Source organism: Pseudomonas sp. EggHat1 (genome assembly GCF_014892995.1).
Lineage (GTDB): Bacteria > Pseudomonadota > Gammaproteobacteria > Pseudomonadales > Pseudomonadaceae > Aquipseudomonas > Aquipseudomonas chaetocerotis.
The window spans coordinates 98,592-122,910 of sequence record NZ_JACKQK010000012.1 but is presented as its reverse complement, the minus strand read 5'-3'; the positions used below and the strand labels follow the sequence as shown (position 1 = coordinate 122,910).

Sequence of the window (24,319 nt, the reverse complement as noted above, 5' to 3'; positions counted from 1 at the left end):
CTTAGGCGCTGCCACCGGCAAATCAAGCCCCGCGACAAATCGCAGCAGTCGCCTGTGCTTCGCGCCGAGCCACCCAGCGAGCACGCAATACGTCATAAACCCAGTTGAATGCCAGGGTGTACGGCAGGAAGAACAGGATCAGCACGATATCCAGCAGCAACGCCTCGAGCAGACCAATCGACAGCCACCAGGCCGCCAGTGGTACCAGCACGACGATCAACCCCAGCTCGAACAGCAGCGCATGACTGACCCGCGCCCACAGGCCGCGCTCGAAGCCCAGACGACTCTGTGCGCGGTCGAACAGGTAATTGAACAGCATGTTCCACAGCATCGCCACGGTGGAGAACATCAGGGTCAGCACACCCAGGTGCAGCAGTGGTTTATCCATGAACCAGGCCATGGTCGGGGCGCAGATGAGCACGGCGATGGTCTCGAAGGCCAGAGCGTGACCGATGCGCTCACGCAGGGAGCGCGGCAGGGGCTGAGTCATGAAACGAACCTCGTGATAAGTGACGACGAGCGCTATGATCATCGGAATATCAGCCAAACCAAAGGTAGCTGCCATCGGCAAAACCGATATGAATATTTCCCCCGATTCCCTCCAGGCCTTCGCCCAGGCGGCCAACTGTGGATCGCTCAGCGCCGCCGCGCGGCGCCTGGGCAAAAGCCAGTCGACCATCAGCGAGGCCGTCGCCCGCCTGGAAATCGACCTGGGCGTGGCACTGTTCGAACGCGGCCCACGCAAACTGCAGCTGACCGCAGCCGGTGCCAGCCTGCTGGCCCACGCTGAAGAAGTGCTTTGCGCCAGCGACCGCCTGGCGCGACACGCCGCCGGTTTGGCCAGAGGCCAGGAGGCGCGCCTGACGCTGGCGCTGTCCGACGCCTACCAGCCAAAACAATACGAAGTGCGCCTGCAGGAGCTGGATCAGCGCTTCCCCGATCTGCAGTTCGAAAGCCTGATCGCCGAACAGACCGACGTGCTCGACCTGGTCACTCAGGGCCGCGCGCAGCTGGGACTGCTCGGTGCGCAAGCGAGCTACCCGCCGCATATCGCCCACGCCCGCCTGGAAATGAGCAGCGAGTTCGGCCTGTTCGTCGCCAAGGGTCACCCCCTGAGCACGCTGCCCCAGGTGCGCCAGGACGACTTGTCGCGCTGGCGCCTGCTGCGCCTGAGCAGCGTCGCCCATGACGATGCGAACACCGACGACCTACCCGGCAGCGGCGGGCGCTGCTGGGCTGCGCCGGACTACCTGATGCTGCTGGAGATGGCACGGCTGGGCTTCGGCTGGGCCGAACTGCCGCGGCAACTGGTCGATGCCTACGGCTTTGGTGGCATGCATGAACTGCCCTGCAGTGGCTGGCCGCGGCGGGTGACGGTAGACGCCATTTGGTCGCGCCAGCGCGAGCTCGGCCCGGTCGCGGCCTGGCTGCTCGAACGCCTGCTGCAAGACGCCTGATGAAGGTCGCGCCGATGTCGCTCTCGACTTATCATGCCGCCCCATGATCAATGACCCTTTTGCCCGCCTGAACCTCGACCGCGAGGTCCTCAGCGTCAGCCAGCTCAACAACGGCGCCCGCCTGCTGCTGGAGGACGTGTTCGCCGGCATCTGGGTTGAGGGGGAAATTTCCAACCTCGCCCGCCCGGCCTCCGGCCACATCTACTTCACCCTGAAGGACAGCCAGGCCCAGGTGCGCTGCGCGCTGTTCCGGCAGAACGCCGCGCGCGTGCGCCAGGTGCTGCGCGATGGCCTGGCGGTGAAGGTGCGCGGCAAGGTCTCGCTGTTCGAGGGGCGCGGCGACTACCAGCTGATTCTCGACGCCGTGGAGCCAGCCGGTGACGGCGCCCTGCGCCTGGCCTTCGAGGCGCTGAAAGAAAAACTTGGTGCAGAGGGATTGTTCGCCACCGAACGCAAGATCGCCCTGCCCGCCCATCCCAAGCGTATCGGCATCGTCACCTCACCGACCGGTGCGGTGATCCGCGACATCATCAGCGTATTCCGCCGGCGCGCGCCGCAGGTGGAGCTGAACCTGATCCCCACCGCCGTGCAGGGCCGCGAGGCCACCGCACAAATCGTCCGCGCCCTGCAACGCGCCGACGCACAGGGGTTCGATGCACTGATCCTGGCCCGTGGCGGCGGTTCGCTGGAAGACCTCTGGTGTTTCAACGAGGAAGCCGTCGCTCGCGCCGTGGCTGCCTGCGTCACGCCCATCGTCAGCGCCGTGGGCCACGAGACGGACGTGTCCATCGCCGATTTCGTCGCAGACGTGCGTGCACCGACGCCTTCGGCCGCCGCCGAACTGCTGGCCCCGGACAGCAGCGAACTGGTGCAACGCCTGCACAACCTGCAACGCCGCCTGGTCCTGCACATGCAAGGACGCCTGGCTCGCGAACGTCTACGCCTGGAAGGAACGAGCCGACGCCTGCGCCACCCCGGCGAACGCCTGCGCCAGCAAGCCCAGCGCCTGGACGACCTGGACATGCGCCTGCGCCGCGCCTTCAACCAGCAACTGGCCAATCAACGCGAGCGCCTGGCCCGCCTCGATGCACGCCTCGCCGCCCAGCATCCGGGGCGCAACCTGGCCCTGCTGCGCCAGCGTCTGGATGGCCTGGCCACGCGCCTGCCGCGTGCCATGCAAGGTCAGCTGCGCAACCAGCGTCAGCAACTGGGCGCCCTGGCCGCGCAACTGCAGATTGTCAGCCCACTGGCCACCCTGGGCCGGGGCTACAGCATCCTCCTCGACGAACGTGGCCACGCCGTGCGCAGCGCCTCACAGACCCGGCCGGGCCAGCGCCTCAAGGCGCGCCTGAGCGAGGGCGAACTGGATGTACGCGTCGAAGACAACCACATACAACCGGCGACGCTGTCGCTACTGGATTGACTGCCGCCGGAGACCCTGCCGATGTCCCGCCTGAGCCAGCGCGCCCTCGCCTACCTGAATGAGGTCGTGCACTTTCGCTCCCTGCGCAAAGCCGCCCAACACCTGAACATCGATCCGTCGGCCATCAGCCGACAACTCAGCGCGCTGGAAGAGGAACTGGAAATTCGCCTGCTGGAACGCACGCCACAAGGTGTGATTCCCACCGAGGCCGGCAACATGCTGGTCGCCCACTTCCGCCAGCAGCGCGCCAACGAGCAGGGCGTGCTGTCACGCCTCTGCGACCTCCAGGGGCTGCGTCAGGGCAGCGTCCGCATCGCGGTCGGTGAAGGCTTCATCACTGACCTGATTTCGCAGCCGCTGCAGAGCTTCATCCTGCGCTATCCCGGCATCGACCTGGAAGTACAGATGGCGGGTGCCAACGAGGCCGTTGGCCTGCTCAAGGAAGATGCCGTCGACCTCGCACTGGTCTATGCACCGATCGAGGACGAAGCCCTGACGGTGCATGTCGACACCCGCCAGCCACTCGACCTGATCATCCCGCCGCAGCATCGCCTGGCCAGCCATCGCGGTGCCGTATCGATGACCGAGCTGCGCGGCGAAGCCCTGGCGCTGATCCACAGCAGCACCGGCATGGGCCAGCTGGCGGTGATGGTGGCGCAGCTGGAGCACATGGAGCTGCGCCCCAAGCTTCGCACCAACTCGGTGGCCGTGCTCACCAACTTCGTCAAATCCGGCATTGGCGTGGCCTTCATGCCGGAGCTGACCGTCAGCCATGAGCTGCAAGCCGGCAGCATCCGCCGACTGCCCATGGCAAACCCGGCACTGCGCGATGCCCGCGCGCGCATTCTCAGCCACCAGGGGCGTGAGCTGACGGTGGCCAGCCTGGCCTGCCTGGAGCACCTGCGCAAAAGCATGCGCTTCTTCAGCGGCGATGCGCCGGGGCTGGCTCGCAGCGCCTGACAGCGCCGTCCAGGTGTTGACTTTCATGCATCACCCATCGACTTGAATAGTCAACACGACAACGGCTAGCGTGTCCCTGCTCCTGCGCCAAAGCTTCGCTTTTCCTATAAGAACCAAGCAGTCTGCGCCCTTCTCTACCCTAGTCCTGCCATAAGGAAAACAATATGCAAACGACTCTGTTCGGCAATCTCGGCCGCCATTTCGGCACTGGCCTGTTGCTCACCGCCATGGGTTTGAGCGCGTCCCTCGCCCAGGCGGCTACCGTCATCAACATGAGCTACAACGGCGCGGCCGACCTGGAGAAAAACCCGGTTCACCTGTTCGCCAGCAACGTCAAGCGTCTGGTCGAGGAAAAGAGCGGTGGCGAGCTGGAAATCAAGCTCTACCCCAACAGCATGCTCGGTGAAGAAGAACAACGCATGGAACAGGTGATCAGCGGCCCGGGACTCAACGTGGCCTCTTTTGCCGGCATCGCCCCGCTGTTCCCGGAGATCTACGTCAGCGCCATTCCATTCATGTTCAAGGACGCCCAGGCTGCCCACAGCTTCTTCGACCAAGGCACCTACTGGCAGGCCGCCAAGCAGGAATTCAAACAGCGCACGGGCACGGAACTGCTGGCAGTGGTAGAGGAAGGCGGCTTCCTCAATTTCACCAACAGCAAGAAGCCAATCGCGGCACCGGCGGACTTCAAGGGCCTGCGCTTTCGCGCGATGGACCCCAGCCAGGTCGCCCTGTATGAATCCTTCGGTGCCTCCGGCACGCCCATTCCGTGGACCGAGCTCTACATGGCGCTGCGCTCCGGTGTAGCCGACGGACAAATGAACCCGACCTCGTACATCATCCTCGGCAGCCTCTATCAGGTGCAGAAATACCTGACCCTGGCCAACATCCAGTATTCCGACCAGTTCCTGGTGGCCAACGGTGCAATGCTCGACTCGCTCTCGGCAAAGGATCGCCAGGCGCTCACCGATGCAGCGCTGGAGGCCACACGCCTGAATCGTGAGGCGATTGCCCAACAGCAGGAAAAGGAACTGGCCTTCCTCAAGGAGAAGGGCATGGAAATCATCGAACCTTCGACCGAGGATCTGCAGGCATTTCGCAGTCAGGGCCAACCGGCCTACCTGAGCTGGCTCAGGGAACAGAGCATCGATGCCGGCTGGATCGACAAGGCACTCCAGGACGTCGGGCTGAACACCGTCCAGTAACCCACCGTCTGCCACGGCCCGCCCTGCTTGAACAGGGCGCGGCCCAGTCTTCGCCTCGGAGCCACCATGCCTGCGTTCATCAAACGTGTGCGCGCCCTGCTGTTCAATCTCGGCGCCCTTTTGTTACTGCTCGACCTGCTATTGCTCATCTACGGCGTATTCGCCCGCTACCTGCTCGGTAGCGCACCGATCTGGCTGGATGAGATGGCCCGCTACCTGATCATCGGCAGCGTCATGCTGGTGTTGGGCGCCCTGTGGGTCGAGGGCGGCCACATGCGCATCAATCTGCTGGAAGAGCGCCTGCCTGCGCATCTGGCGCGCTGGGTACGCCTCTATCAATGGCTGGCAGCCACCGCCTTCTTCGCATTCGCCAGTTGGGTCAGCCTGCGCTATGCGCTCGATGCCGGGCGCTTCCGCAGCCTGGGTCTGGGTGTGAGCCGGACATGGCCACTGCTCAGCCTGCCTGTTGGCTTCAGCCTGCTGACACTGCTGATCCTGTTGCGCGGCCCCTGGCCGGCGGCACCCGACACCGACGAAACAGCCGGGAGCGTGCAACCATGATGGGTGTTGCCATGCTTCTCGCCTTCGTCGTCAACCTGCTGCTGGGCCTGCCGCTGTTCTTCTGCCTGCTGCTGACTGCCCTGGTGGGCTTCCTGTTCGTCGACGTCAACCTGTTCATCAACATCCTGCCGCAGCGTTTTTTCGGCGGCATGGACATCTTCTCGCTGATGGCCATTCCGCTGTTCATCCTCGCCGGCAACCTGATGAACACCTCCGGCATGACCCCGCGCCTGATACGCCTGGCCAATGCCATGGTCGGCCACCTGCGTGGCGGCCTCGGGCACGTCAACGTGGTGGCGGGCGTGTTCTTCGCAGGTGTCAACGGCTCGGCCGCCGCCGATGCCTCGGCGCTCAGCTCGCTGCTGGTGCCCGCGATGGAGAAGGAAGGCTACTCGCGCAAGTTCGCTGCCGGCCTGACTGCTGGCAGCTCGTTGATCGGTCCGATCATCCCGCCGAGCATCTTCATGATTCTCTACTCCTCGCTGACCAACACGTCGGTCGGTGAACTCTTCCTCGCGGGCGTGGTGCCAGGCCTGTTGCTGGCACTGGGCTTCATGGCGATGAACGCGATCTATGCGCACAAGGCCGGTCTGCAGACACGCCATGCCAAACCGGCCTGGAGCGAAATGTTCGCCGCCCTCTCCGGTGCCGCAACCGCGCTGGTGGCGCCTGTGCTGATCGTCGCCGGCATCGTCCTGGGCGTCGTCACCCCGACCGAGTCGGGCGCCCTCATCGTGCTCTACGTCGCGGTGATCGGACTGTTGCGCGGCCAACTCTCGCTCCAGGGCTTCTGGGCCTCGCTGCGTGAAACCGTGCGCCTGACCGGCAGTATCTACGCCATCATCGCCGCCGCATCGGTGGTCAACTGGCTACTCAACTACACCCAGGTCGCCAGCGCCTTCGCCGAGCTGCTGGGGCCGTTCAGCGACTCGCCGACCCTGATCCTGCTGGTGATCAGCGCCATCATCTTCATCTGCGGCATGGTCATGGAAGAAGTCTCGGTGCTGATGCTGCTGACACCGATCATCGTCCCGGTGGCCCTGGCCGCCGGCGTGGATCCGGTACACCTGGGGCTGATCTTTACCCTCAACATCACCATCGCCATGATCACGCCCCCCATGGGAGCCTGCCTGTTCATCGTCGCGACAATCAGCAAGCTGGACATCATCGAGATGTTCAAGGGTATCTGGCCGTTCGTGCTGATGGCGCTCGGGGTGCTCTACCTGCTGATCATCTTCCCGTCCCTGACCCTGTGGTTACCCCGCCTGCTGAGCTGATGCCATGACTTCTTTCACCACCCCGATCCCGCTGCAGCCCGAGCCGGACTGGCCAGCCGTCGCAGCCATTCCCATCGTCGATGACGAACAGCCACTGCACCCCCTCAGCCTGAGCCGGGTACTGCGTGTATACCCAGCCTATTTCCGCATGGGGGTGCGCCATGCGCTGCCCGAATGCTATTCACGCATGGCTGTATTCGAACGCCTGCTGCAGGTAGCCAGAAGCCTGCCGCACGGCATACATCTGGTGGTACTCGATGCCTGGCGCCCGTTCGCCGTGCAGCAGTACCTGTACGACAGCCTGTATGACGCCATCCGCGAGTACTACCCGAAACTGGACGAGCGCCAGCTCGAGCACCTGACCCGACAGTTCGTCTCGCCGCCCAGCAGCAGCCGCAACACGCCAAGTCCGCACCTGACCGGAGGCGCCGTGGACGTCACCCTGTGCGACGAAGACGGCCGCTGGCTGGATATGGGTACGGCCTTCGACGAGGCCAGCCCACTGTCGGCCACGGCACACTTCGAGCAGCTCGCGGACTACCGCGAGCGTGACTTGCAGATACGCGACAACCGCCGCACGCTCTACAACGCCATGGCGGCGCAAGGCTTCAGCAACCTGTCCAGCGAGTGGTGGCATTACGACTACGGCGATCAACTCTGGGCCTGGCACACCGGAGCGTCAGCGGCGTTGTACGGCCCAGTGCAACTGCAGACACTCGACACCCTCTGGCGCAAACAGCTGGAGCAACAACTGGCTGCCGAGCAACATTGATAAAGTCCATCGACGTCCGCCGGGCTTTGCACCGGCGCGTATTTGCGCCAGCATAGCCCGCGATCTCGAACCGGAAACCCAGCTCCATGCCCACTATGCTGCGATTGTTGTTGGCCTGTATTGCCCTCACGCTCACCCTCCCCGCCCATGCCGAAGGCTTTATCACCCGCCTGCTGAACAAGCCGGTGCCGGGTGGTGTGGCGGTGATCGATCTGGGTAATCCGGCGCTGGCGCCGAAGGTGCGCTATCAGGGCAAGCCGGTGCTGACCGTGCATGAAGAAAGCAAGCGCTGGATTGCCATCGTCGGCATTCCACTCAGCGTCAAGCCGGGTACTCAGCAGGTAGAGGTCGAGGGCGGCCAGAGGCTGAATTTCCAGGTGGGTGCCAAGCACTACACCGAGCAGCGCATCACCATCAAGAACCAACAGCAGGTCACGCCCAACGCCGCCAACCTCAAACGCATCGAACGCGAACTGGCCGAGCAGACCCGCGCCTACCGGCAGTTCAGCGCACGCCAGCCGAGCAATCTACTGTTCGACAAACCGGTCAACGGCCCGCTGTCCAGCCCGTTCGGCTTGCGTCGTTTCTTCAACGGCGAGGAACGCAACCCGCACTCGGGCCTGGATTTCGCCGCTAACCGTGGCACCCCGATCAAGGCGCCAGCAGCCGGCAAGGTGATCCTCATCGGCGACTACTTCTTCAATGGCAAGACAGTGTTCCTCGACCACGGCCAGGGGTTGATCAGCATGTTCTGCCACCTGTCAGAGGTCGACGTGAAGCTCGGCGACGACATTGCCCGAGGCGGCCATGTCGGCAAGGTCGGCGCCACCGGACGTGCCACCGGCCCGCACCTGCACTGGAACGTCAGCCTCAACGACGCGCGGGTCGACCCGGCGATCTTCATCGGCGCGTTCAAGCCCTGAGAGTACGCAGCTTGCAACAGCTGCCGTTTGGGTTAACCGAGTATTTTTGCTAGGGTACGGCGGCTCAGATGGCCGGCCCTGTAGCGTCGGCCCTTCCTCCTGCCTGCTTCGGAGCCGGAAATGCCGAATGAGCTCAACACCTGGATGGACTGGCTGAACACTCAGCCAGAACTGCTCACCCTCACCGCTACCCTCGCCCTGATCATTGCCGCCTGGCTGTCGAACTGGATCGTCAAACGCATTCTGGTACGCGCCATCTACCGCGTGGTGGGCGCCACCGCCGTTGGCCGCCATGGCCAGATCAAGGAAAGCGGCATCATCACGCGCCTGTCCAATATCGTACCGGCGCTGGTGCTCTCCTCCGGTGTGGCCGTAGTGCCGGGCATGCCGGAAGCCGTGGTGACGGTTACGCAGAACGTCTGCGGCGCCTTCATCGTGCTGACCATCGCACTGGCCATCGGCGCCCTGCTGGATATTCTCAACACCCTCTATCAGCGCCGCCCAAATGCGCACCTGAAGCCGATCAAGGGCTACCTGCAGGTGATCAAGATCGCCATCTTCGCCATCGCCGCGATCCTGATAGTAGCGACGCTGATCGACCGCTCGCCGCTGATCCTGCTGTCTGGTCTCGGCGCCATGGCTGCCGTACTGATGTTGATCTTCCAGGACACCCTGCTGTCACTGGTGGCCAGCGTGCAGATTTCTTCCAGCGATATCGTGCGCGTCGGCGACTGGGTGGAAATGCCCCAGCTCAACGCCGATGGCGATGTGATCGACATTGCCCTGCACACCGTGAAGGTGCAGAACTGGGACAAGACCATCACCACCATCCCGACCAAGCGCTTCATCACCGACCCGTTCAAGAACTGGCGCGGCATGCAGGAGTCCGGCGGCCGCCGGATCAAGCGCGCGCTGTACCTGGATCAGACCAGCGTGCATTTTCTCAGCGACGAGGAAATCGCCCGCCTGCGCCGCTTCATGCTTCTGGATGAGTACCTGGACCGCAAGGACCAGGAACTGCAGGACTGGAACACCAGGCTGGCCGAACACGGCAAAGAGGCAGTGAACACCCGCCGCATTACCAACATCGGCAGCTTCCGTGCCTACGTCGAACACTACTTGCGCCACAACCCGAACATCCACCAGAACATGACCCTGTTGGTCCGCCAGCTCAATCCGACTGCCGATGGCCTGCCGCTGGAAATCTACTGTTTCACCAACACCATCGCCTGGAATGCCTACGAAGGCATCCAGTCGGACATCTTCGACCACCTGCTGGCCATCCTCCCCGAGTTCGGTCTGCGCGTGTTCCAGCATCCGAGCGGTGCGGACATGCGCGAATTGCGCCCGACCCTGGTGGCTCAGCAACCAGGCTGAAGCACGAGCCGAAGGCCGGGCATACCCGGCCTTCGGCTCGCCGTGAACGCCCCCGCAATGTTCCTTCAAACAAGCGCCCTCATGCGCCATAAAACGTCGCAACAGAGCGGTAGAAGATCGTTTCTACCAATTTTCACGCAATGCTTGCCAGCCTTCATCAAGATCACTAGGGTTGGCAGCATGAACACTGCACATACCCTCATTCTGCTACGGCAACATCGCTGCCTACGCCTGGTCAGCCCGCGACTGCGGGGCTGAATCCCTGAGGCCATCCGGCCACCGTCGACCGCCCTATTCGTTTCCCAGACAAGGCGTCTGGACCCAAGGATTTTCACCATGACCATGCTCAAAGACCCGTCGAAGAAGTATCGCCCCTTCACCCAGATCCAGATTCCGGATCGCACCTGGCCGGACAAGATCATCGACAAGGCACCGATCTGGCTGTCCACCGACCTGCGCGACGGTAACCAGTCGCTGATCGAGCCGATGGATGCGCAGAAGAAGATGCGCTTCTTCAAGTGTCTGGTGGCCGTGGGCCTGAAGGAAATCGAAGTGGGCTTCCCGTCCGCATCGCAGACCGACTTCGACTTCGTCCGTGAGCTGATCGAAGGTGGCCACATCCCCGACGACGTCACCATTCAGGTGCTGACCCAGGCCCGTGACGATCTTATCGAGCGCACCTTCGAGTCGCTCAAGGGCGCCAAAAAGGCCATCGTGCATTACTACAATGCCTGCGCGCCGAGCTTCCGCAAGATCGTCTTCAATCAGGACAAGGCCGGCGTCAAAGCCATCGCCGTGGCCGCCGGCACCACCATCAAGCGCCTGGCCGATGCCGCGCCGGAAACCCAGTGGGGCTTCGAGTACTCTCCGGAAGTGTTCAGCAGCACCGAGATCGACTTCGCCGTCGAGGTGTGCAACGCGGTGATCGGCGTGTTCCAACCGACTCCGGCGAACAAGCTGATCCTCAATCTGCCGGCCACCATCGAGTGCGCCACGCCGAACAACTACGCCGACCAGATCGAGTGGTTCGGCCGCCATGTCGACCGCCGTGACAGCGTGCTGATCAGCGTGCACACCCACAATGACCGTGGCACTGGCGTCGCGGCCTCGGAACTGGCGGTAATGGCTGGAGCAGACCGTGTCGAAGGCTGCCTGTTCGGCAACGGCGAGCGCACCGGTAACGTCTGCCTGGTGACTCTGGCGCTGAATCTCTACACCCAGGGCATCGATCCGCAGCTGGACTTCTCCGACATCGACGCCGTACGCAAGGTGGTCGAGGACTGCAACCAGATCCCGGTACACCCGCGCCACCCGTACGTCGGCGACCTGGTACACACCGCCTTCTCCGGCTCGCACCAGGACGCCATCCGCAAGGGCTTCGCCCAGCAGAAGGAAGACGCCCTGTGGGAAGTGCCGTACCTGCCGATCGATCCGGCCGACATTGGCCGCGACTACGAGGCGGTGATTCGCGTGAACAGCCAGTCGGGCAAGGGCGGCATCACCTTCCTGCTCGAGCAGGAGTACGGCATCTGCCTGCCGCGTCGCATGCAGATCGAGTTCAGCCAGGTGGTGCAGCGTGAAACCGACCGTCTCGGCCTGGAAATGACTGCCGCACAGATCCATCAACTGCTCGAAACCGAGTACCTGCAAGCGCGCAGCCCCTACGCCCTGAAAGGCCATCGCCTGCAGGAAGAAAACGGCACCAGCGCAGTGGATGTGGAGGTCGTCGAAGGTGGTGAAAATCACCATTGGCGCGGCATCGGCAAAGGCCCGCTGGAAGCGCTGGCGGCTGCGTTGCCGGTCGCGGTTGAAGTCATGGACTACAGCGAGCACGCCATCGGCGCCGGCACCCATGCCAAGGCGGCGGCCTACATCGAACTGCGCGTCAACGGCGGTCGTGCCCTGCATGGCATCGGCATCGACGAGAACCTGACCACGGCGAGCTTCCGCGCCCTGTTCAGCGCGCTGAACCGCGCCCTGAGCCAGGCCGAGTCGCAAGCGGCCTGATTATTCAGCGCCGAACACGAAAACGCCGGGCAATGCCCGGCGTTTTTGTATGCGTAGCCCGGATCAAATCCGGGAATCAAGACGTTTAGATATCGAAGATCATCAGCACCGCGAACATCAGCGCGGCCAGGCCGAGGGTGAACATCAGACCGATACCCGCGGCCCGCCAGTTGGACAGAAACGCACCACCGGCCTCGGCATGCTGCTTGAGATCGGCTTCCATGAGGCTCTTGGCAAACATGATCATCGCCATCAACTGTGCGATGGCGAACGGCATGGCGGGCACCTCTTCCGGCAAGACGAAAGCCAGGACCAAGGTAACCACCAGAAGGAGGACGGAAATACCCCAGACCATTGCCACTCGATGGGCCTGGCCGAGCAGTTGCAGGTTATGCGCCAGCAGCCAGGCGCCAGCCAGCGGCGTGCCGATGAAGGTCGCCAGGCCAACACCCGCGACACTGTAGAGCGGCGACTGCTGCGTGGTGGCCTGTTGCAGTTCAGCCTGCGGAGGCTGGAAGGGATTGCTCTGCTGTACGTCCATGTTCATGTAGCTCCTGGTCAGTTCAAGGTGAAGGCATCGGCATCCAGGTGTGCGGGGAAGCGCTCGCGGTAGGCAGCCAGTGCCTCGCTCGACAGCCGGGCGCGGAACACACCATCACCATCGCCTGCCGCCAGCAGAGTCTCGCCCTGGAAATCCAGCACCTGAGAATCGCCAGTATAGCCATGGCCCTTGCCGTCCTCGCCGACGCGGTTCACAGCCGCGACATAGCACAGGTTCTCGATGGCTCGCGCTGGCAGCAGGCGGTTCCAGTGCTGGCGACGCGCCCCCGGCCAGTTGGCGGTATACAGCAGAAGATCGGTGCCACCCGCATCGCGACTCCAGACCGGGAAGCGCAGGTCGTAGCAGATCAGCGGGCGCACGCGCCAGCCCTTGAGCTCCAGCACCACCTGCTCGTCACCTGTGCTGTAATGCTTGTGCTCGCCGGCCATGCGGAACAGATGACGCTTGTCGTAGTGCGCCAAAGAGCCATCCGGGCACGCCCAGAGCAGGCGATTGCGGTAACTGCCGTCGGCCGCCTGGATGATCAGGCTGCCGCAGATCACCGCATCGATACGCTGCGCCTGCTCACGCAGCCAGACGCTGCTGGGGCCATCCTCGGACTCGGCCAGCTCGGCCGACTCCATGGAAAATCCGGTGGTGAACATTTCCGGCAGGATCACCAGATCGGCGCCGCGTGCCTGTTCCAGCAATGCCTGGAAGTGCTCGCGGTTGGCGGCAGGGTCGTGCCAGGCCAGGGTGGTCTGGATCAGCGCCAGTTCAAGATCGGTTTTATCGCTCATTGGGGCGCCTCGCTCGCCGTAGGGAGGGTGAAACCCTCCAACTCCTTACAGGCGGGTTACACCCGCCCTGCCCTCACACCGCGCACAGCGCGTAGGGTGGATGTCGTTTTTCACATCCACCGGGCTTTGGTGGATAACGCTTCGCGGTTATCCACCCTACACCCCGCACAGCTTCTCGGCAGCCTCGCGCAGAGTCTCCTCGCGTTTGGCGAAGCAGAAGCGTACCAGGCGCATCTCCTTGGGCGCCGACTGATAGAACACCGATACCGGAATCGCTGCCACGCCGTGCTCGCGGGTCAGCCACTCGGCCATGGCCACATCGTCCAGATCCGGACGAATGGCCGAGTAATCAGCCAGCTGGAAGTAGGTGCCAGGTGCGCGGGTGAAGGTGAAGCGCGAGCCCGCCAGAAGGTTGCAGAACAGGTCACGCTTGGCCTGATAGAAAGCTGGCAGCTCTTCGACATGCTCAGGGTGCGCGGCCATGAAATCGGCCAGGCCGAACTGCAGTGGCGTCACGCCGCAGAAATTGACGTACTGGTGAATCTTGCGCAGCTCGGCAGTCAGCGTGGGTGGCGCCACCACATAGCCGGTCTTCCAGCCAGTGACGTGATAGGTCTTGCCGAAGGAGCTGACCACGAAGGCGCGCTGATAAAGCTCGTCGTGGGCCAGCACGCTGGCATGGCGGGCGCCGTCGTAGATCAGGTGCTCATAGACCTCGTCACTGATCACATGGATATCGCGGTCACGAATCAGCTCGGCCAGCTTGTCCAGATCGGCACGGGTCAGCAGAGCACCGCTGGGGTTGTGCGGTGAGTTGAGAAAGATCAGCCGGGTACGCGGGCTGATGGCATCACCCAGGCGCTGCCAGTCAATGGAGAAATCCGGCAGTGCCAACGGAACATGCACACAGCGCCCGCCAGCCAGCTCCACCGACGGCTCGTAGCTGTCGTAACAAGGGTTGAGGACGATGGCTTCATCACCCGGACGGATCAGCGCCTGTACCGCACAAAAGATCGCCTCGGTGGCGCCTGGGGTGATGGTGATCTCGCTGTCGGCATCACGCTGCACGCCGTAGCTGCGGGCGATCTTGGCCGCAACCTGCTGGCGCAGACTCGGCAGCCCGGTCATCGGCGAATACTGGTTGCGCCCTTCCATGACATGCCGCGCCACGGCCTCACGCAGCGCCTGCGGCCCGTCGAAGTCGGGGAAACCCTGGGACAGGTTGATCGCGCCGGTCTCCAGGGCGAGCTGGGACATCCGCGTGAAGATGGTGGTGCCAACGTTGGGCAGTTTGCTGACGAGCATCGCGACTTCCAAGAGGAACAAGGCAAGCCGCGAGAATAGCCGAAGGGCGCTGCAGACGGCACCCACAGCGCTTATGAAAATGTGTTGGAAGCTTATGCCGTGCACGCCGAGTGATCCCCGGCGCGCACGCTGCGACAGAACTTACTTGCGCTTGTCCTTGCGCTTCTTCTCAGCCTTCTTGTGGTGGCTCATCAGACGGCGCTTCTTGTTCACCTGACGGTCGGTGAGCTTGTTCTTGTTGCCCTCGTAAGGGTTCTCGCCGCCCTTGTACTCGATGCGAATCGGCGTACCGACCAGTTTCAGCACACGCCGGAAGGTATTTTCCAGATAACGGGAATAGGCACGCGGGACCGCGTCGACCTGGTTACCGTGGATCACGATCAGCGGCGGGTTGGCGCCCCCCAGGTGGGCATAGCGCAGCTTGATGCGGCGACCATTGACCAGAGGCGGCGCGTGGTCGCTCACGGCATCTTCGAGAATCTGCGTCAGGCGGCTGGTGGGCCAGCGAGTGATGGCCGACTTGAACGAGGCCTGCACCGACTTGTACAGATGGCCGACACCAGTGCCGTGCAAGGCGGAGATGAAATGGATATCGGCAAAGTCGACGAAGAACAGCCGGCGCTCCAGCTCGGTCTTCACATAATCCTTCTGGCCCTGATCCATGCCGTCCCACTTGTTCAGGGCGATGACCAGGGCGCGGCCACTTTCCAGCACAAAGCCGAGCAGGTTGAGGTCGTGGTCGACCACACCCTCGCGGGCGTCCATGACGAACACCACGACGTTGGAGTCCTGAATGGCCTGCAGCGTCTTGACCACGGAGAACTTCTCCACGGCCTCGAAGATCTTGCCGCGACGGCGCACGCCTGCGGTATCGATCAGCGTGTACTTCTCGTCGTCACGCTCGAACGGGATGTAGATGCTGTCGCGGGTGGTGCCGGCCTGGTCATAGACGATGACCCGCTCTTCACCCAGCATGCGGTTGACCAGGGTCGATTTGCCCACGTTGGGGCGGCCGATGATGGCGAGCTTGATGCCGTCCTTCTCGCTCGGACCGGGAATGCGCTTGGCCTCCTGGCCTTCGAGCACCTCTTCCTCTTCTTCCGCGCCCTCTTCCGGTTCACCGGCATCCTTGGGGAAGGCGCCGAGCACCACCTCCAGCATCTGAGTGATGCCACGACCATGAGCACCGGCAATCGCCAACGGCTCGCCCAGCCCCATGGGACTGAATTCGGCGCGGGCCAGGTCAACGTCAAGGTTGTCGACCTTGTTCACCACCAGGAAGCTCTGCTTGTTACGACGACGCAGGTGCTCACCGATCATCTGGTCGGAAGCGGTCATGCCGGCGCGCGCGTCCACCAGGAACAGCACGGCATCGGCCTCTTCGATGGCCTGCAGCGACTGCTCGGCCATCTTCGCGTCGATGCCTTCTTCGTCACCGGAAATACCACCGGTGTCGATCACGATATAGGTGCGCCCCTGCCACTTCGCCTCGCCATACTGGCGGTCGCGGGTCAGACCGGACAGGTCACCGACGATGGCGTCGCGGCTGCGGGTCAGGCGGTTGAAGAGTGTGGACTTGCCGACGTTCGGCCGGCCCACCAGGGCAATTACGGGAACCATCAGGCTCTCCACTTGAGTTAATTCAGAAAATGCAAAGGCCGCTGCAGGGGCAGCGGCCGGAATCTGTTGCGCTGCGGCATCCAAGACTCAGGTCTGGATGCAGCATAGTCGGTTCATTTGATGGTCAGTGCCACCAACTTGCCGCTGTTGCCGTAGACGTACAGCCAATCCCCCACCACCAACGGCTGGGCGCGCAGGCCATCACTGTCGATACGGGTACGACCGACGAAACGGCCATCGACCTGGCTCAGCAGATGCAGATAGCCTTCCACATCACCCACGGCCACATAACTGGAAAACACTTGCGGTGCCGACAGCTGACGGCGCGCCAGGGAATCGTTGCTCCACAGCGCCGAAGCACTGCGCTCGTCGATACCTTCGACGGTGCCGCTGGCATGGCTGACGTACACGTTACCGAAGCCCTGAGCGACGCCTACCGAACTCGATGCCTCGCGTTGCCACAGCACGCGGCCGGACTCCAGATCCATGGCCACGACTCGACCCTGGTAGCTCACCGCGTAGACAGTGCCACCGGACAGCAGCAGGCCGCCGTCGATGTCTACCACGCGCTCCAGCTCGGAACGGCCTTGCGGAATGGCTACACGCTGTTCCCACACGGGCAGGCCGCGTTGGGCGTCGACCGCGACCACCTTGCCACTGGACAGGCCGGCGACCACCAGACGGTTGGTCACCAGCGGAGCGCCAGTGCCACGCAGGGTCAGTACGGCCGGAGTATTTTCAACGATCCAGCGCTGGCTACCGGTGCTGGCATCGAAAGCGATCAGACGATCGTCCTGGGTCTGCACCACGACGATATCGCCGTTGCTGGCCGGCGCAGCCAGCACTTCGCTGGTCACGCGCGAGCGCCACTGTTCTTCACCATCGCTGGAGTCGAGCGCGATCACTTCGCCCTTGAGCGTACCCAGCAGCACCTGGCCGTAGCCAACGCCAATGGCACCGGAAACCGGGATTTCGAGTTTCTTGCGCCAGATGACCTTGCCGCTGTTGCGGTCCATGGCCATGACCAGACCTTCGACGTCGGCGGCGTAGATCACCTCGCCATCGATGGCCGGTACCAGCATGTTGAAGGTTTCGCCCTGACCGTCACCGACAGAGCGGCTCCACTCGGTGCGCAACTCGACTTCTTCGTCGAATTTGGTCAGTTCGGCGGGCGGCAGTTCCTTCTTGCTATTGCTGCTGCAACCCACGACCAGAACGGCCAGAGCCAGCAGTGCGGCATTCTTCCAACGCATCACGTCACGCATCCCCTTTTGCCAGGTCGTCCAGCTTCATCTGCAGACCGCCAACAGCGGCATCTTCGGCCAGCGCATCCTTGGCCTTCTGATAGGCAGCGTGCGCGTCATCGCTGCGACCCAGCTGTACCAGCAGGTCGCCCTTGAGTTCTTCACGGCTGGCGAGGAAGGCATCCTCGACCTGGGCATCGAGCAGTTTCAGTGCATCATCGGCCTTGTCCTGCGCGGCCAGCACACGCGCCAGACGCTGACGTGCCAGCTCACCGAGCGTGGCGTCGGCAGGCTTGTCGAGTACGCGCTGCAGCGCTGCAGCGGCATCGTCGAGGCGGTCCGCCTCGACGGCGACCTTGGCGACGAACAGGCTGCCGTACTGGGCGTAGTGGGTACCGCCGAACTCGTTGTCGAGCTTGCCGGCCAATTCGGCAACTTTCGCGGCATCGGGCTTGCCGGCCGGGTCCAGCGCGGTTTCCAGCAGTTGCTGGTAAAGCACCGAGGCCCCTTGCGCCTGATTGTCCTGGTACTTCTGCCAGCCCTGCCAGCCGAATACGGCTACCAGTGCCAGTACGCCACCGGCCAGCAAAGGCTTGCCGTTACGATCCCACCAGTCCTTCAGTTGCGCGATCTCTTCGTCTTCGGTCTGCATGTCTAACCCCGTACTCCTAATCGAGAGCCTGCTCAGGCCTGCTGGCAGGCAGCCAGATGCTCAGCCAGAGCATCCCAGGCAACACTTTGTTGTTCACTGTCGTCGCGCAGCGGTTTGCAACCTACCACGCGCCCTGCCAATTCGTCGTCCCCCAGAATCAGCGCATAGCGTGCGCCGCTCTTGTCGGCCTTCTTGAACTGGCTCTTGAAACTGCCACCACCGGAGTTGAGCAACAGGCGCAGCCCCGGCAACTCGTCGCGCAGACGCTCGACCAGCGTCAGCGCCGCCAGCTCAGCCGCCTCGCCGAAGGCGCAGACGTAGACATCGGCGGCACGGTTGAGCTCGGCCGGCAGCAGTTGCAGGGTATCGAGCAGCAGCACCAGGCGCTCGACGCCCATGGCGAAACCAACACCCGGTGTAGCCTTGCCGCCCAGTTGCGCCACCAGGCCATCGTAACGGCCGCCGGCACACACCGTGCCCTGGGCGCCGAGCTTGTCGGTGACCCACTCGAACACGGTGCGATTGTAGTAATCCAGGCCACGCACCAGCTTGTGGTTGATCTGGTAGCGAATGCCAGCCGCATCCAGGCGCGCCTTGACGCCCTCGAAGTGCAGGCGCGACTCCTCATCGAGGTAGTCACCCAGTGTCGGCGCGCCAACCAGCGCGGCTTGGGTCGCCTCGTTCTTGCTGTCGAGGATGCGCAACGGATTGGTGGTCAGACGGCGCTGGCTGTCTTCGTCGAGCTGATCGAAACGCTCCTGCAGGTAGGCCACCAGTGCATCGCGATAAGCCGCACGCGCCTCGCTGGAGCCCAGGCTGTTGAGCTGCAGGGTCACGGCATCGGCCAGGCCGAGCTGCTTCCACAGGCGCCAGGTGAGCACGATCAGCTCGGCATCGACGTCCGGTCCAGGCAGGTTGAAGGCTTCCACGCCCACCTGATGGAACTGGCGATAGCGGCCTTTCTGCGGCTTCTCGTAACGGAACATGGGGCCGGCGTACCAGAGCTTCTGCACCTGGCCACCACCGGACAGACCATGCTCGAGCACGGCGCGTACGCAACCGGCAGTGCCCTCGGGACGCAAGGTCAGGGATTCTTCGTTGCGGTCGAGGAAGGTGTACATCTCCTTGTCGACCACGTCGGTACCCTCGCCGATACCACGAGCGAACAGCTCGGTGTACTCGACGATGGGCAGGCGGATTTCCTTGTAGCCATAGCCATCGAGCAGGCTGACCAGAGTATTTTCCAGGTAGCGCCAGGCAGGCGTCTGCTCCGGCAGGATGTCGTTCATGCCACGAATGGCTTGCAGGGACTTGCTCAATTGTATTCCTTACGCACGGATCAGCCGCGCACGATCACGGCGGCATCGGCGGCAACCTTTTCGGCTGCCTTGTCGCGAATGAGCTTCTCCAGCTCGTCCACCAGATTTTCATTGGTCAACTTCGAGGCCGGCTTGCCGTCGATGTAGACCAGGTTGTTCGGGCTACCGCCAGTGAGGCCGATGTGCGCCTCCTTGGCTTCACCGGGACCATTGACCACGCAGCCGATCACGGCCACATCCAGCGGCACCAGCAGATCTTCGACGCGGGCCTCCAGCTCGTTCATGGTCTTGACCACATCGAAGTTCTGCCGTGAGCAACTCGGGCAGGCGATGAAGTTGATGCCTCGCGAACGCAAGCGCAAAGACTTGAGAATGTCGAAACCGACCTTGATCTCTTCCACCGGGTCGGCGGCCAGCGAGATGCGGATGGTATCGCCAATTCCGTCGGCCAGCAGCATGCCCAGGCCGACGGCGGACTTTACAGTACCGGAGCGCAGCCCGCCGGCTTCGGTGATGCCCAGGTGCAGCGGTTGCTCGATCTGCTTGGCCAGCAGGCGATAGGCCTCAACGGCCATGAACACATCCGATGCCTTCACACTGACCTTGAAGTCCGGAAAATTGAGACGATCGAGGTGCTCGACATGGCGCAGCGCGGACTCGACCAATGCTTCGGGAGTCGGCTCGCCGTACTTCTTCTGCAGATCCTTTTCCAGTGAGCCGGCATTGACGCCGATACGGATCGGGATGCCCTTGTCACGGGCTGCCTCGACCACCGCTCTGACGCGATCTTCACGGCCGATGTTGCCGGGGTTGATACGCAGGCAGTCAACGCCCAGTTCAGCCACGCGCAGCGCGATCTGGTAGTCGAAGTGAATATCGGCCACCAGCGGTACACGCACCTGCTGCTTGATCAGGCCGAAGGCTTCGGCGGCGTCCATATCCGGCACCGAAACGCGCACGATATCGGCGCCGGCATCTTCCAGGCGCTGAATCTGCGCCACGGTAGCTGCCACATCGTTGGTGTCGGTGTTGGTCATACTCTGCACCGCGATCGGCGCATCGCCGCCCACTGGTACCGAGCCAACCCAGATCTTGCGCGACAGTCGGCGCTTGATCGGTGATTCGCAATGCATGCTTTACAACCCCAATTTCAGGCGCGCGGTTTCGCCAGTCATGTGCGGCGCAATGTCCACGCTTTCGCCGTTGTAGGTCACTTGGGCGCCACGGGCAAAGCCCAGGCGCAGCTCCAGAGGTGCCTTGCCGGCGAGTTCGACGCGCTCACCACTGCGTTTGAGTGCACTGAGCAGGACCTTGCCATCGGCATCGGTAACCTGAGTCCAGCAATCGGCGGTGAACTGCACGTAGAGCGCTCCCTGCCCGGCAGCAACGGCTACAGGTGCTGCCGGTTCGGCAACAGACGCAGACGGCGTAGCAACGACTGCCGGCGCGCTCGCCACAGGGGCAGCAGGAGCTTCTGGTGCGCTTTCCGTGGTGCTGGCTTCGACAGCAGGAGCAGGCGGTTCTGCGGCAACGATCTCTTCTGGTGTTTCGCCTGGCGCCTCCGGTAGCAGCAGTGGGGTGCCCTGCTCGCCACCCTGAGCAGCGATTACCGCCTGGTCTTCCGGCTCGGCAAGCGAGTGCACCTGAGTGGTACCGTCGGCACCCTCCACTTCCACATGCTCGAGCCCCAGATCAGCCAGGCTGGCCACCGGACGGCCCTGATCCTGCCACCAGAGAAAACCCGCGCCGATCAATGCCAGCAGCAGCAGAAAACTCACTAAACGCAGGATGCTCTGCGAATAACGAACGGGCTCTTCGATGCGGCCAAGAGCGTGCACGCTGCTGCCAGTGGCATCGGTCCCCGTGAACTGATCGAACTCCAGCACCAGCCGGTTCTGGTCCATCTCGAGAAGCTTGGCATAGGCGCGGATGTAACCACGGGCGAAGGTGGTACCCGGCAGTTTGTCGAACGCTCCGGCTTCGATCTGGGCAAGGCGCTGCGGGGTGAGGTTGAGCTGAGTCGCCACTTCGGCAACGCTCCAACCCTTGACCTCCCGGGCCTGACGCAGGCTTTCGCCTGGGTTGGTCGGCATCGGCTGAGTCACTTCGCTATGTGCCGCTTTCATTGTTGCCCCGAAACAAATTGCTGATATTCCTGAGAGGCCGGATACAGGCGGCGCAACTGCAGACCCAGGCTGGCGGCCGTGTCACGGTCCTCGAATACGTTGGCCAAGCGTGCGCCTAGCAGCAGGCTGCGCGCATTCTGTGGCGCTATTTCGCTGTAGCTGTCGTAGTAACGACGTGCCGGTACATATTCCTTGTCCTCGTAGGACATCACCGCCATTTCCAGCAATGCGCGCGGCTGTCTGCTGCTCAGGCGCAAGGCGCGCTGGAGGTATTCTTTGGCCTGCTCGCGCTGGCCGAGTTGCGCAGCAGTCATACCCAGGTTCTCGAACACCCGCGAGCGCTCTGGATAGAGGTTGTCCTCTGCGGCCTTGAGGTAAGTGTTCATGGCCTCCTTGTAGCGCTTCTGCTCGAACAGGAAGCCACCGTAATTGTTGAGCAGGCGGGCATCATTCGGCCGCTGGGACAGAGCCTTGCGAAAATGCTCATCGGCCAGCTTCGGTTCCATCTCCAGCTGGAAGGCCAGGGCCAGGGCGGCATGCGCATCGGCACTGGACGAATCCAGATCGAGGGCATTCTTCAGCGGCACCTTGGCGCGCTGGGTATCGCCCTGCTGGATATAGGCAAGACCCAGTTGCACATAGGCATTACGTGCCTCGTCACGCCCTTTCGCCGTACGCATGGGGTCGACATCGCCCGTGGTCACACAACCAGCAAGCAGACTGACAACGAGCAATAACAGCGCTGGGCGCAGGGTCATAGATATCCTCTCTTCAATTTCGATTGGTGGCAGCATGAGGCTCTTGCGCCTCGTTGCCCAACTGGCGCACGGCGATGTAGCGCTCGCTGCGCCGAGTACGGTCCATGACCTGACCAACCAACTGGCCACAGGCAGCATCGATATCGTCACCACGGGTAGTACGTACCGTGACGTTATGGCCAGCCTTGTGCAACAGGTCCTGGAAGCGGCGAATGGCGTTATTGCTCGGCCGCTCGTACCCCGAGAAGGGGAAGGGATTAAACGGAATCAGGTTGATCTTGCAAGGTACATCGGCCAGAAGTGCGATCATCTGCTCAGCGTGCTCGGGCTGATCGTTGACCCCCTTGAGCAGGGTGTACTCGATGGTCAGCACACGCTTCTCGCCAAGCTTGGCGACATAACGCTTGCAGGCGGCCAAGAGCACTTCCAGCGGGTACTTCTTGTTGATCGGCACCAGTTGGTTACGCAACTCGTCGTTGGGCGCGTGCAGCGACAGGGCCAGGGACACGTCGATGACTTCAGCCAGCTTGTCGATCATCGGCACCACGCCGGACGTGGACAAGGTGACCTTGCGCTTGGAAATACCGTAGCCAAGGTCGTCCATCATGATCTGCATGGCTGAGACGACGTTATCAAAGTTCAGCAGCGGCTCGCCCATGCCCATCATCACCACGTTGGTGATGGCACGGTCGACCTTGGCCGGCACGCTGCCAAAGGATTTGTTGGCGATCCATACCTGGCCAATGATCTCGGCGCTGGTCAGGTCGCTATTGAAGCCTTGTTTGCCGGTGGAGCAGAAGCTGCAATCCAGGGCGCAGCCGGCCTGCGACGAGACACACAGGGTGCCACGGCCGTTCTGCGGGATATACACGGTCTCCACACAGCTACCCGACGCCACCCGCACTACCCACTTGCGCGTGCCATCGGCGGAAATATTTTCGCTGACCACTTCCGGGCCACGAATCTCGGCAGAGGCCTCGAGCTTTTCGCGCAAGACCTTGCCGACATTGGTCATGGCGGCGAAATCATCGACGCCAAAGTGATGAATCCACTTCATTACCTGGCCGGCACGAAAGCGCTTCTCGCCGATAGACTCGAAGAACTGTTCCATTTCCGGCTGGGTCAGGCCCAGCAGGTTGATCTTGCCGGTGGTATTGGTCATGGCTTCACCCTCGCTTCATTCGCCAATCAGCGAATGCGCGCGCACAGCTCGGTAGCGGAGAAGAAGTAAGCGATCTCGCGAGCAGCAGAGGCTTCGGAATCCGAACCGTGAACAGCGTTTTCGTCGATGGAAACGGCGAAGTCAGCACGGATGGTGCCGGCAGCAGCTTCTTTCGGGTTGGTAGCACCCATCAGCTCGCGGTTTTTCAGAACGGCATCTTCACCTTCCAGAACCTGAACGATGACCGGACCGGAGGTCATGAAGGCGACCAGGTCCTTGAAGAAGCCGCGCTCGCTGTGCTCAGCGTAGAAACCAGCGGCTTCACGCTCGGACAGTTGCACCATCTTCGAAGCGACGACGCGCAGACCAGCTTTTTCGAAACGGGTGGTGATCTCACCGATGACGTTCTTGGCAACGGCGTCAGGCTTGATGATGGAGAAAGTACGTTGAACAGCCATGTGAAGCTCCAGAAACTTTAGGGTTAAAGCGAAAAATTAAACCCGCGAATTATACGCGGGTTCCGGTTAAAAGCGTAGGGCGGGCGCCGTAAGCGCCTGTTTCAATCGAGTTCTTCGATCCAGGCGGCCTGTATCGCCTCCAGCACCTTCTCTCCCCCACGCTGCGGGTCATCGGAGAACTCAGGCAACTCCAAGACCCAGCGGTGCAGATCGACGAAGTTGACGTAGCGCGGATCGACATCCGGCTTCTGCTCGCTCAACTCGATGGCGATATCCAGTACATCGACCCATTTCAGACTCATGATGATGCTTCCTGGTTAACGTGAAAGTCGCGTAGCGACACCTTCCCCTGAGCCCTTCTCCCCTCGGGAG

At 62.6% G+C, this 24,319-nt stretch carries 24 protein-coding genes; 10 read left to right on the top strand and 14 right to left on the bottom strand.

All coding sequences use genetic code 11. The features are described 5' to 3' along the window. Positions 1-22 precede the first annotated feature (22 nt). A complete protein-coding gene (locus tag INS93_RS18705) occupies positions 23-490 on the bottom strand; it encodes a multidrug/biocide efflux PACE transporter (protein WP_192984784.1) in 468 nt (155 codons plus the stop codon). A 34-nt stretch (positions 491-524) separates the two neighbouring features. Here INS93_RS18705 and INS93_RS18700 point away from each other — a divergent pair, with 34 nt between their 5' ends. The 10 genes from INS93_RS18700 (at position 525) to leuA (ending at position 11,962) form a co-directional block, all read left to right on the top strand. Then, positions 525-1,457, top strand: coding sequence for a LysR family transcriptional regulator (locus INS93_RS18700; protein WP_192984782.1), 933 nt, complete (start codon positions 525-527; stop codon positions 1,455-1,457). 43 nt (positions 1,458-1,500) lie between these two features. Then, positions 1,501-2,880, top strand: a complete 1,380-nt coding sequence (gene xseA, locus INS93_RS18695) for an exodeoxyribonuclease VII large subunit (RefSeq protein ID WP_192984780.1) — start codon at positions 1,501-1,503, stop codon at positions 2,878-2,880. 21 nt (positions 2,881-2,901) lie between these two features. Next, positions 2,902-3,840, top strand: a complete 939-nt coding sequence (locus INS93_RS18690) for a LysR substrate-binding domain-containing protein (protein ID WP_160019801.1) — start codon at positions 2,902-2,904, stop codon at positions 3,838-3,840. 164 nt (positions 3,841-4,004) lie between these two features. Next, positions 4,005-5,045 carry a TRAP transporter substrate-binding protein DctP gene (gene dctP / locus INS93_RS18685; protein WP_192984778.1) on the top strand — a complete coding sequence of 347 codons (1,041 nt, stop codon included), beginning with the start codon at positions 4,005-4,007 and terminating at the stop codon, positions 5,043-5,045. A gap of 66 nt (positions 5,046-5,111) precedes the next feature. Further along, positions 5,112-5,606, top strand: coding sequence for a TRAP transporter small permease (locus tag INS93_RS18680; protein WP_192984776.1), 495 nt, complete (start codon positions 5,112-5,114; stop codon positions 5,604-5,606). Beyond that, complete coding sequence (locus tag INS93_RS18675) at positions 5,603-6,883, top strand: TRAP transporter large permease (RefSeq protein ID WP_192984774.1); 1,281 nt, start codon at positions 5,603-5,605, stop codon at positions 6,881-6,883. Before INS93_RS18680 ends, INS93_RS18675 begins: the two co-directional genes overlap by 4 nt. Positions 6,884-6,887: 4 nt before the next feature. Next, a complete protein-coding gene (locus INS93_RS18670) occupies positions 6,888-7,655 on the top strand; it encodes a M15 family metallopeptidase (RefSeq protein WP_192984772.1) in 768 nt (255 codons plus the stop codon). Positions 7,656-7,750: 95 nt separating this feature from the next. After that, complete coding sequence (locus INS93_RS18665; protein WP_420707326.1) at positions 7,751-8,578, top strand: peptidoglycan DD-metalloendopeptidase family protein; 828 nt, start codon at positions 7,751-7,753, stop codon at positions 8,576-8,578. Positions 8,579-8,698: 120 nt separating this feature from the next. After that, positions 8,699-9,955, top strand: a complete 1,257-nt coding sequence (locus INS93_RS18660; protein WP_192984768.1) for a mechanosensitive ion channel family protein — start codon at positions 8,699-8,701, stop codon at positions 9,953-9,955. 336 nt (positions 9,956-10,291) lie between these two features. Further along, complete coding sequence (gene leuA / locus INS93_RS18655) at positions 10,292-11,962, top strand: 2-isopropylmalate synthase (RefSeq protein ID WP_160019807.1); 1,671 nt, start codon at positions 10,292-10,294, stop codon at positions 11,960-11,962. Positions 11,963-12,047: 85 nt separating this feature from the next. Here the strand turns inward: leuA and INS93_RS18650 are convergent, their stop codons facing one another. From INS93_RS18650 to iscX, 13 genes are all read right to left on the bottom strand, one after another. Beyond that, a complete protein-coding gene (locus INS93_RS18650) occupies positions 12,048-12,509 on the bottom strand; it encodes a hypothetical protein (RefSeq protein WP_226945616.1) in 462 nt (153 codons plus the stop codon). An 11-nt stretch (positions 12,510-12,520) separates the two neighbouring features. Beyond that, entirely contained in the window at positions 12,521-13,303 is a 783-nt protein-coding gene (locus INS93_RS18645) for an amidohydrolase (RefSeq protein WP_192984766.1), read from the bottom strand. Between the two features lie 156 nt (positions 13,304-13,459). Beyond that, complete coding sequence (locus INS93_RS18640) at positions 13,460-14,608, bottom strand: pyridoxal phosphate-dependent aminotransferase (protein ID WP_192984764.1); 1,149 nt, start codon at positions 14,606-14,608, stop codon at positions 13,460-13,462. 141 nt (positions 14,609-14,749) lie between these two features. Continuing rightward, entirely contained in the window at positions 14,750-16,228 is a 1,479-nt protein-coding gene (gene der, locus INS93_RS18635) for a ribosome biogenesis GTPase Der (RefSeq protein ID WP_017675169.1), read from the bottom strand. 113 nt (positions 16,229-16,341) lie between these two features. Further along, complete coding sequence (gene bamB, locus INS93_RS18630) at positions 16,342-17,493, bottom strand: outer membrane protein assembly factor BamB (RefSeq protein WP_160019810.1); 1,152 nt, start codon at positions 17,491-17,493, stop codon at positions 16,342-16,344. Continuing rightward, a complete protein-coding gene (locus tag INS93_RS18625) occupies positions 17,486-18,124 on the bottom strand; it encodes a tetratricopeptide repeat protein (RefSeq protein WP_160019811.1) in 639 nt (212 codons plus the stop codon). The genes bamB and INS93_RS18625 overlap by 8 nt, the downstream gene beginning before the upstream one ends. Before the next feature lie 32 nt (positions 18,125-18,156). Beyond that, positions 18,157-19,443, bottom strand: a complete 1,287-nt coding sequence (gene hisS, locus INS93_RS18620; RefSeq protein WP_160019812.1) for a histidine--tRNA ligase — start codon at positions 19,441-19,443, stop codon at positions 18,157-18,159. A 20-nt stretch (positions 19,444-19,463) separates the two neighbouring features. Next, positions 19,464-20,576, bottom strand: a complete 1,113-nt coding sequence (ispG, locus tag INS93_RS18615; RefSeq protein WP_160019813.1) for a flavodoxin-dependent (E)-4-hydroxy-3-methylbut-2-enyl-diphosphate synthase — start codon at positions 20,574-20,576, stop codon at positions 19,464-19,466. A 3-nt stretch (positions 20,577-20,579) separates the two neighbouring features. Then, the gene (locus INS93_RS18610) at positions 20,580-21,569 is read right to left on the bottom strand and encodes a helix-turn-helix domain-containing protein (protein ID WP_192984762.1); all 990 of its coding nucleotides are present in this window, start codon (positions 21,567-21,569) and stop codon (positions 20,580-20,582) included. Further along, the gene (pilW, locus tag INS93_RS18605) at positions 21,566-22,327 is read right to left on the bottom strand and encodes a type IV pilus biogenesis/stability protein PilW (RefSeq protein ID WP_160019815.1); all 762 of its coding nucleotides are present in this window, start codon (positions 22,325-22,327) and stop codon (positions 21,566-21,568) included. The genes INS93_RS18610 and pilW overlap by 4 nt, the downstream gene beginning before the upstream one ends. Positions 22,328-22,340: 13 nt before the next feature. Beyond that, positions 22,341-23,489 carry a 23S rRNA (adenine(2503)-C(2))-methyltransferase RlmN gene (gene rlmN, locus INS93_RS18600; protein ID WP_160019816.1) on the bottom strand — a complete coding sequence of 383 codons (1,149 nt, stop codon included), beginning with the start codon at positions 23,487-23,489 and terminating at the stop codon, positions 22,341-22,343. 26 nt (positions 23,490-23,515) lie between these two features. Further along, a complete protein-coding gene (ndk, locus tag INS93_RS18595) occupies positions 23,516-23,947 on the bottom strand; it encodes a nucleoside-diphosphate kinase (protein WP_072426064.1) in 432 nt (143 codons plus the stop codon). 101 nt (positions 23,948-24,048) lie between these two features. Continuing rightward, complete coding sequence (gene iscX / locus INS93_RS18590; RefSeq protein ID WP_160019817.1) at positions 24,049-24,249, bottom strand: Fe-S cluster assembly protein IscX; 201 nt, start codon at positions 24,247-24,249, stop codon at positions 24,049-24,051. Between the last annotated feature and the right edge of the window lie 70 nt (positions 24,250-24,319).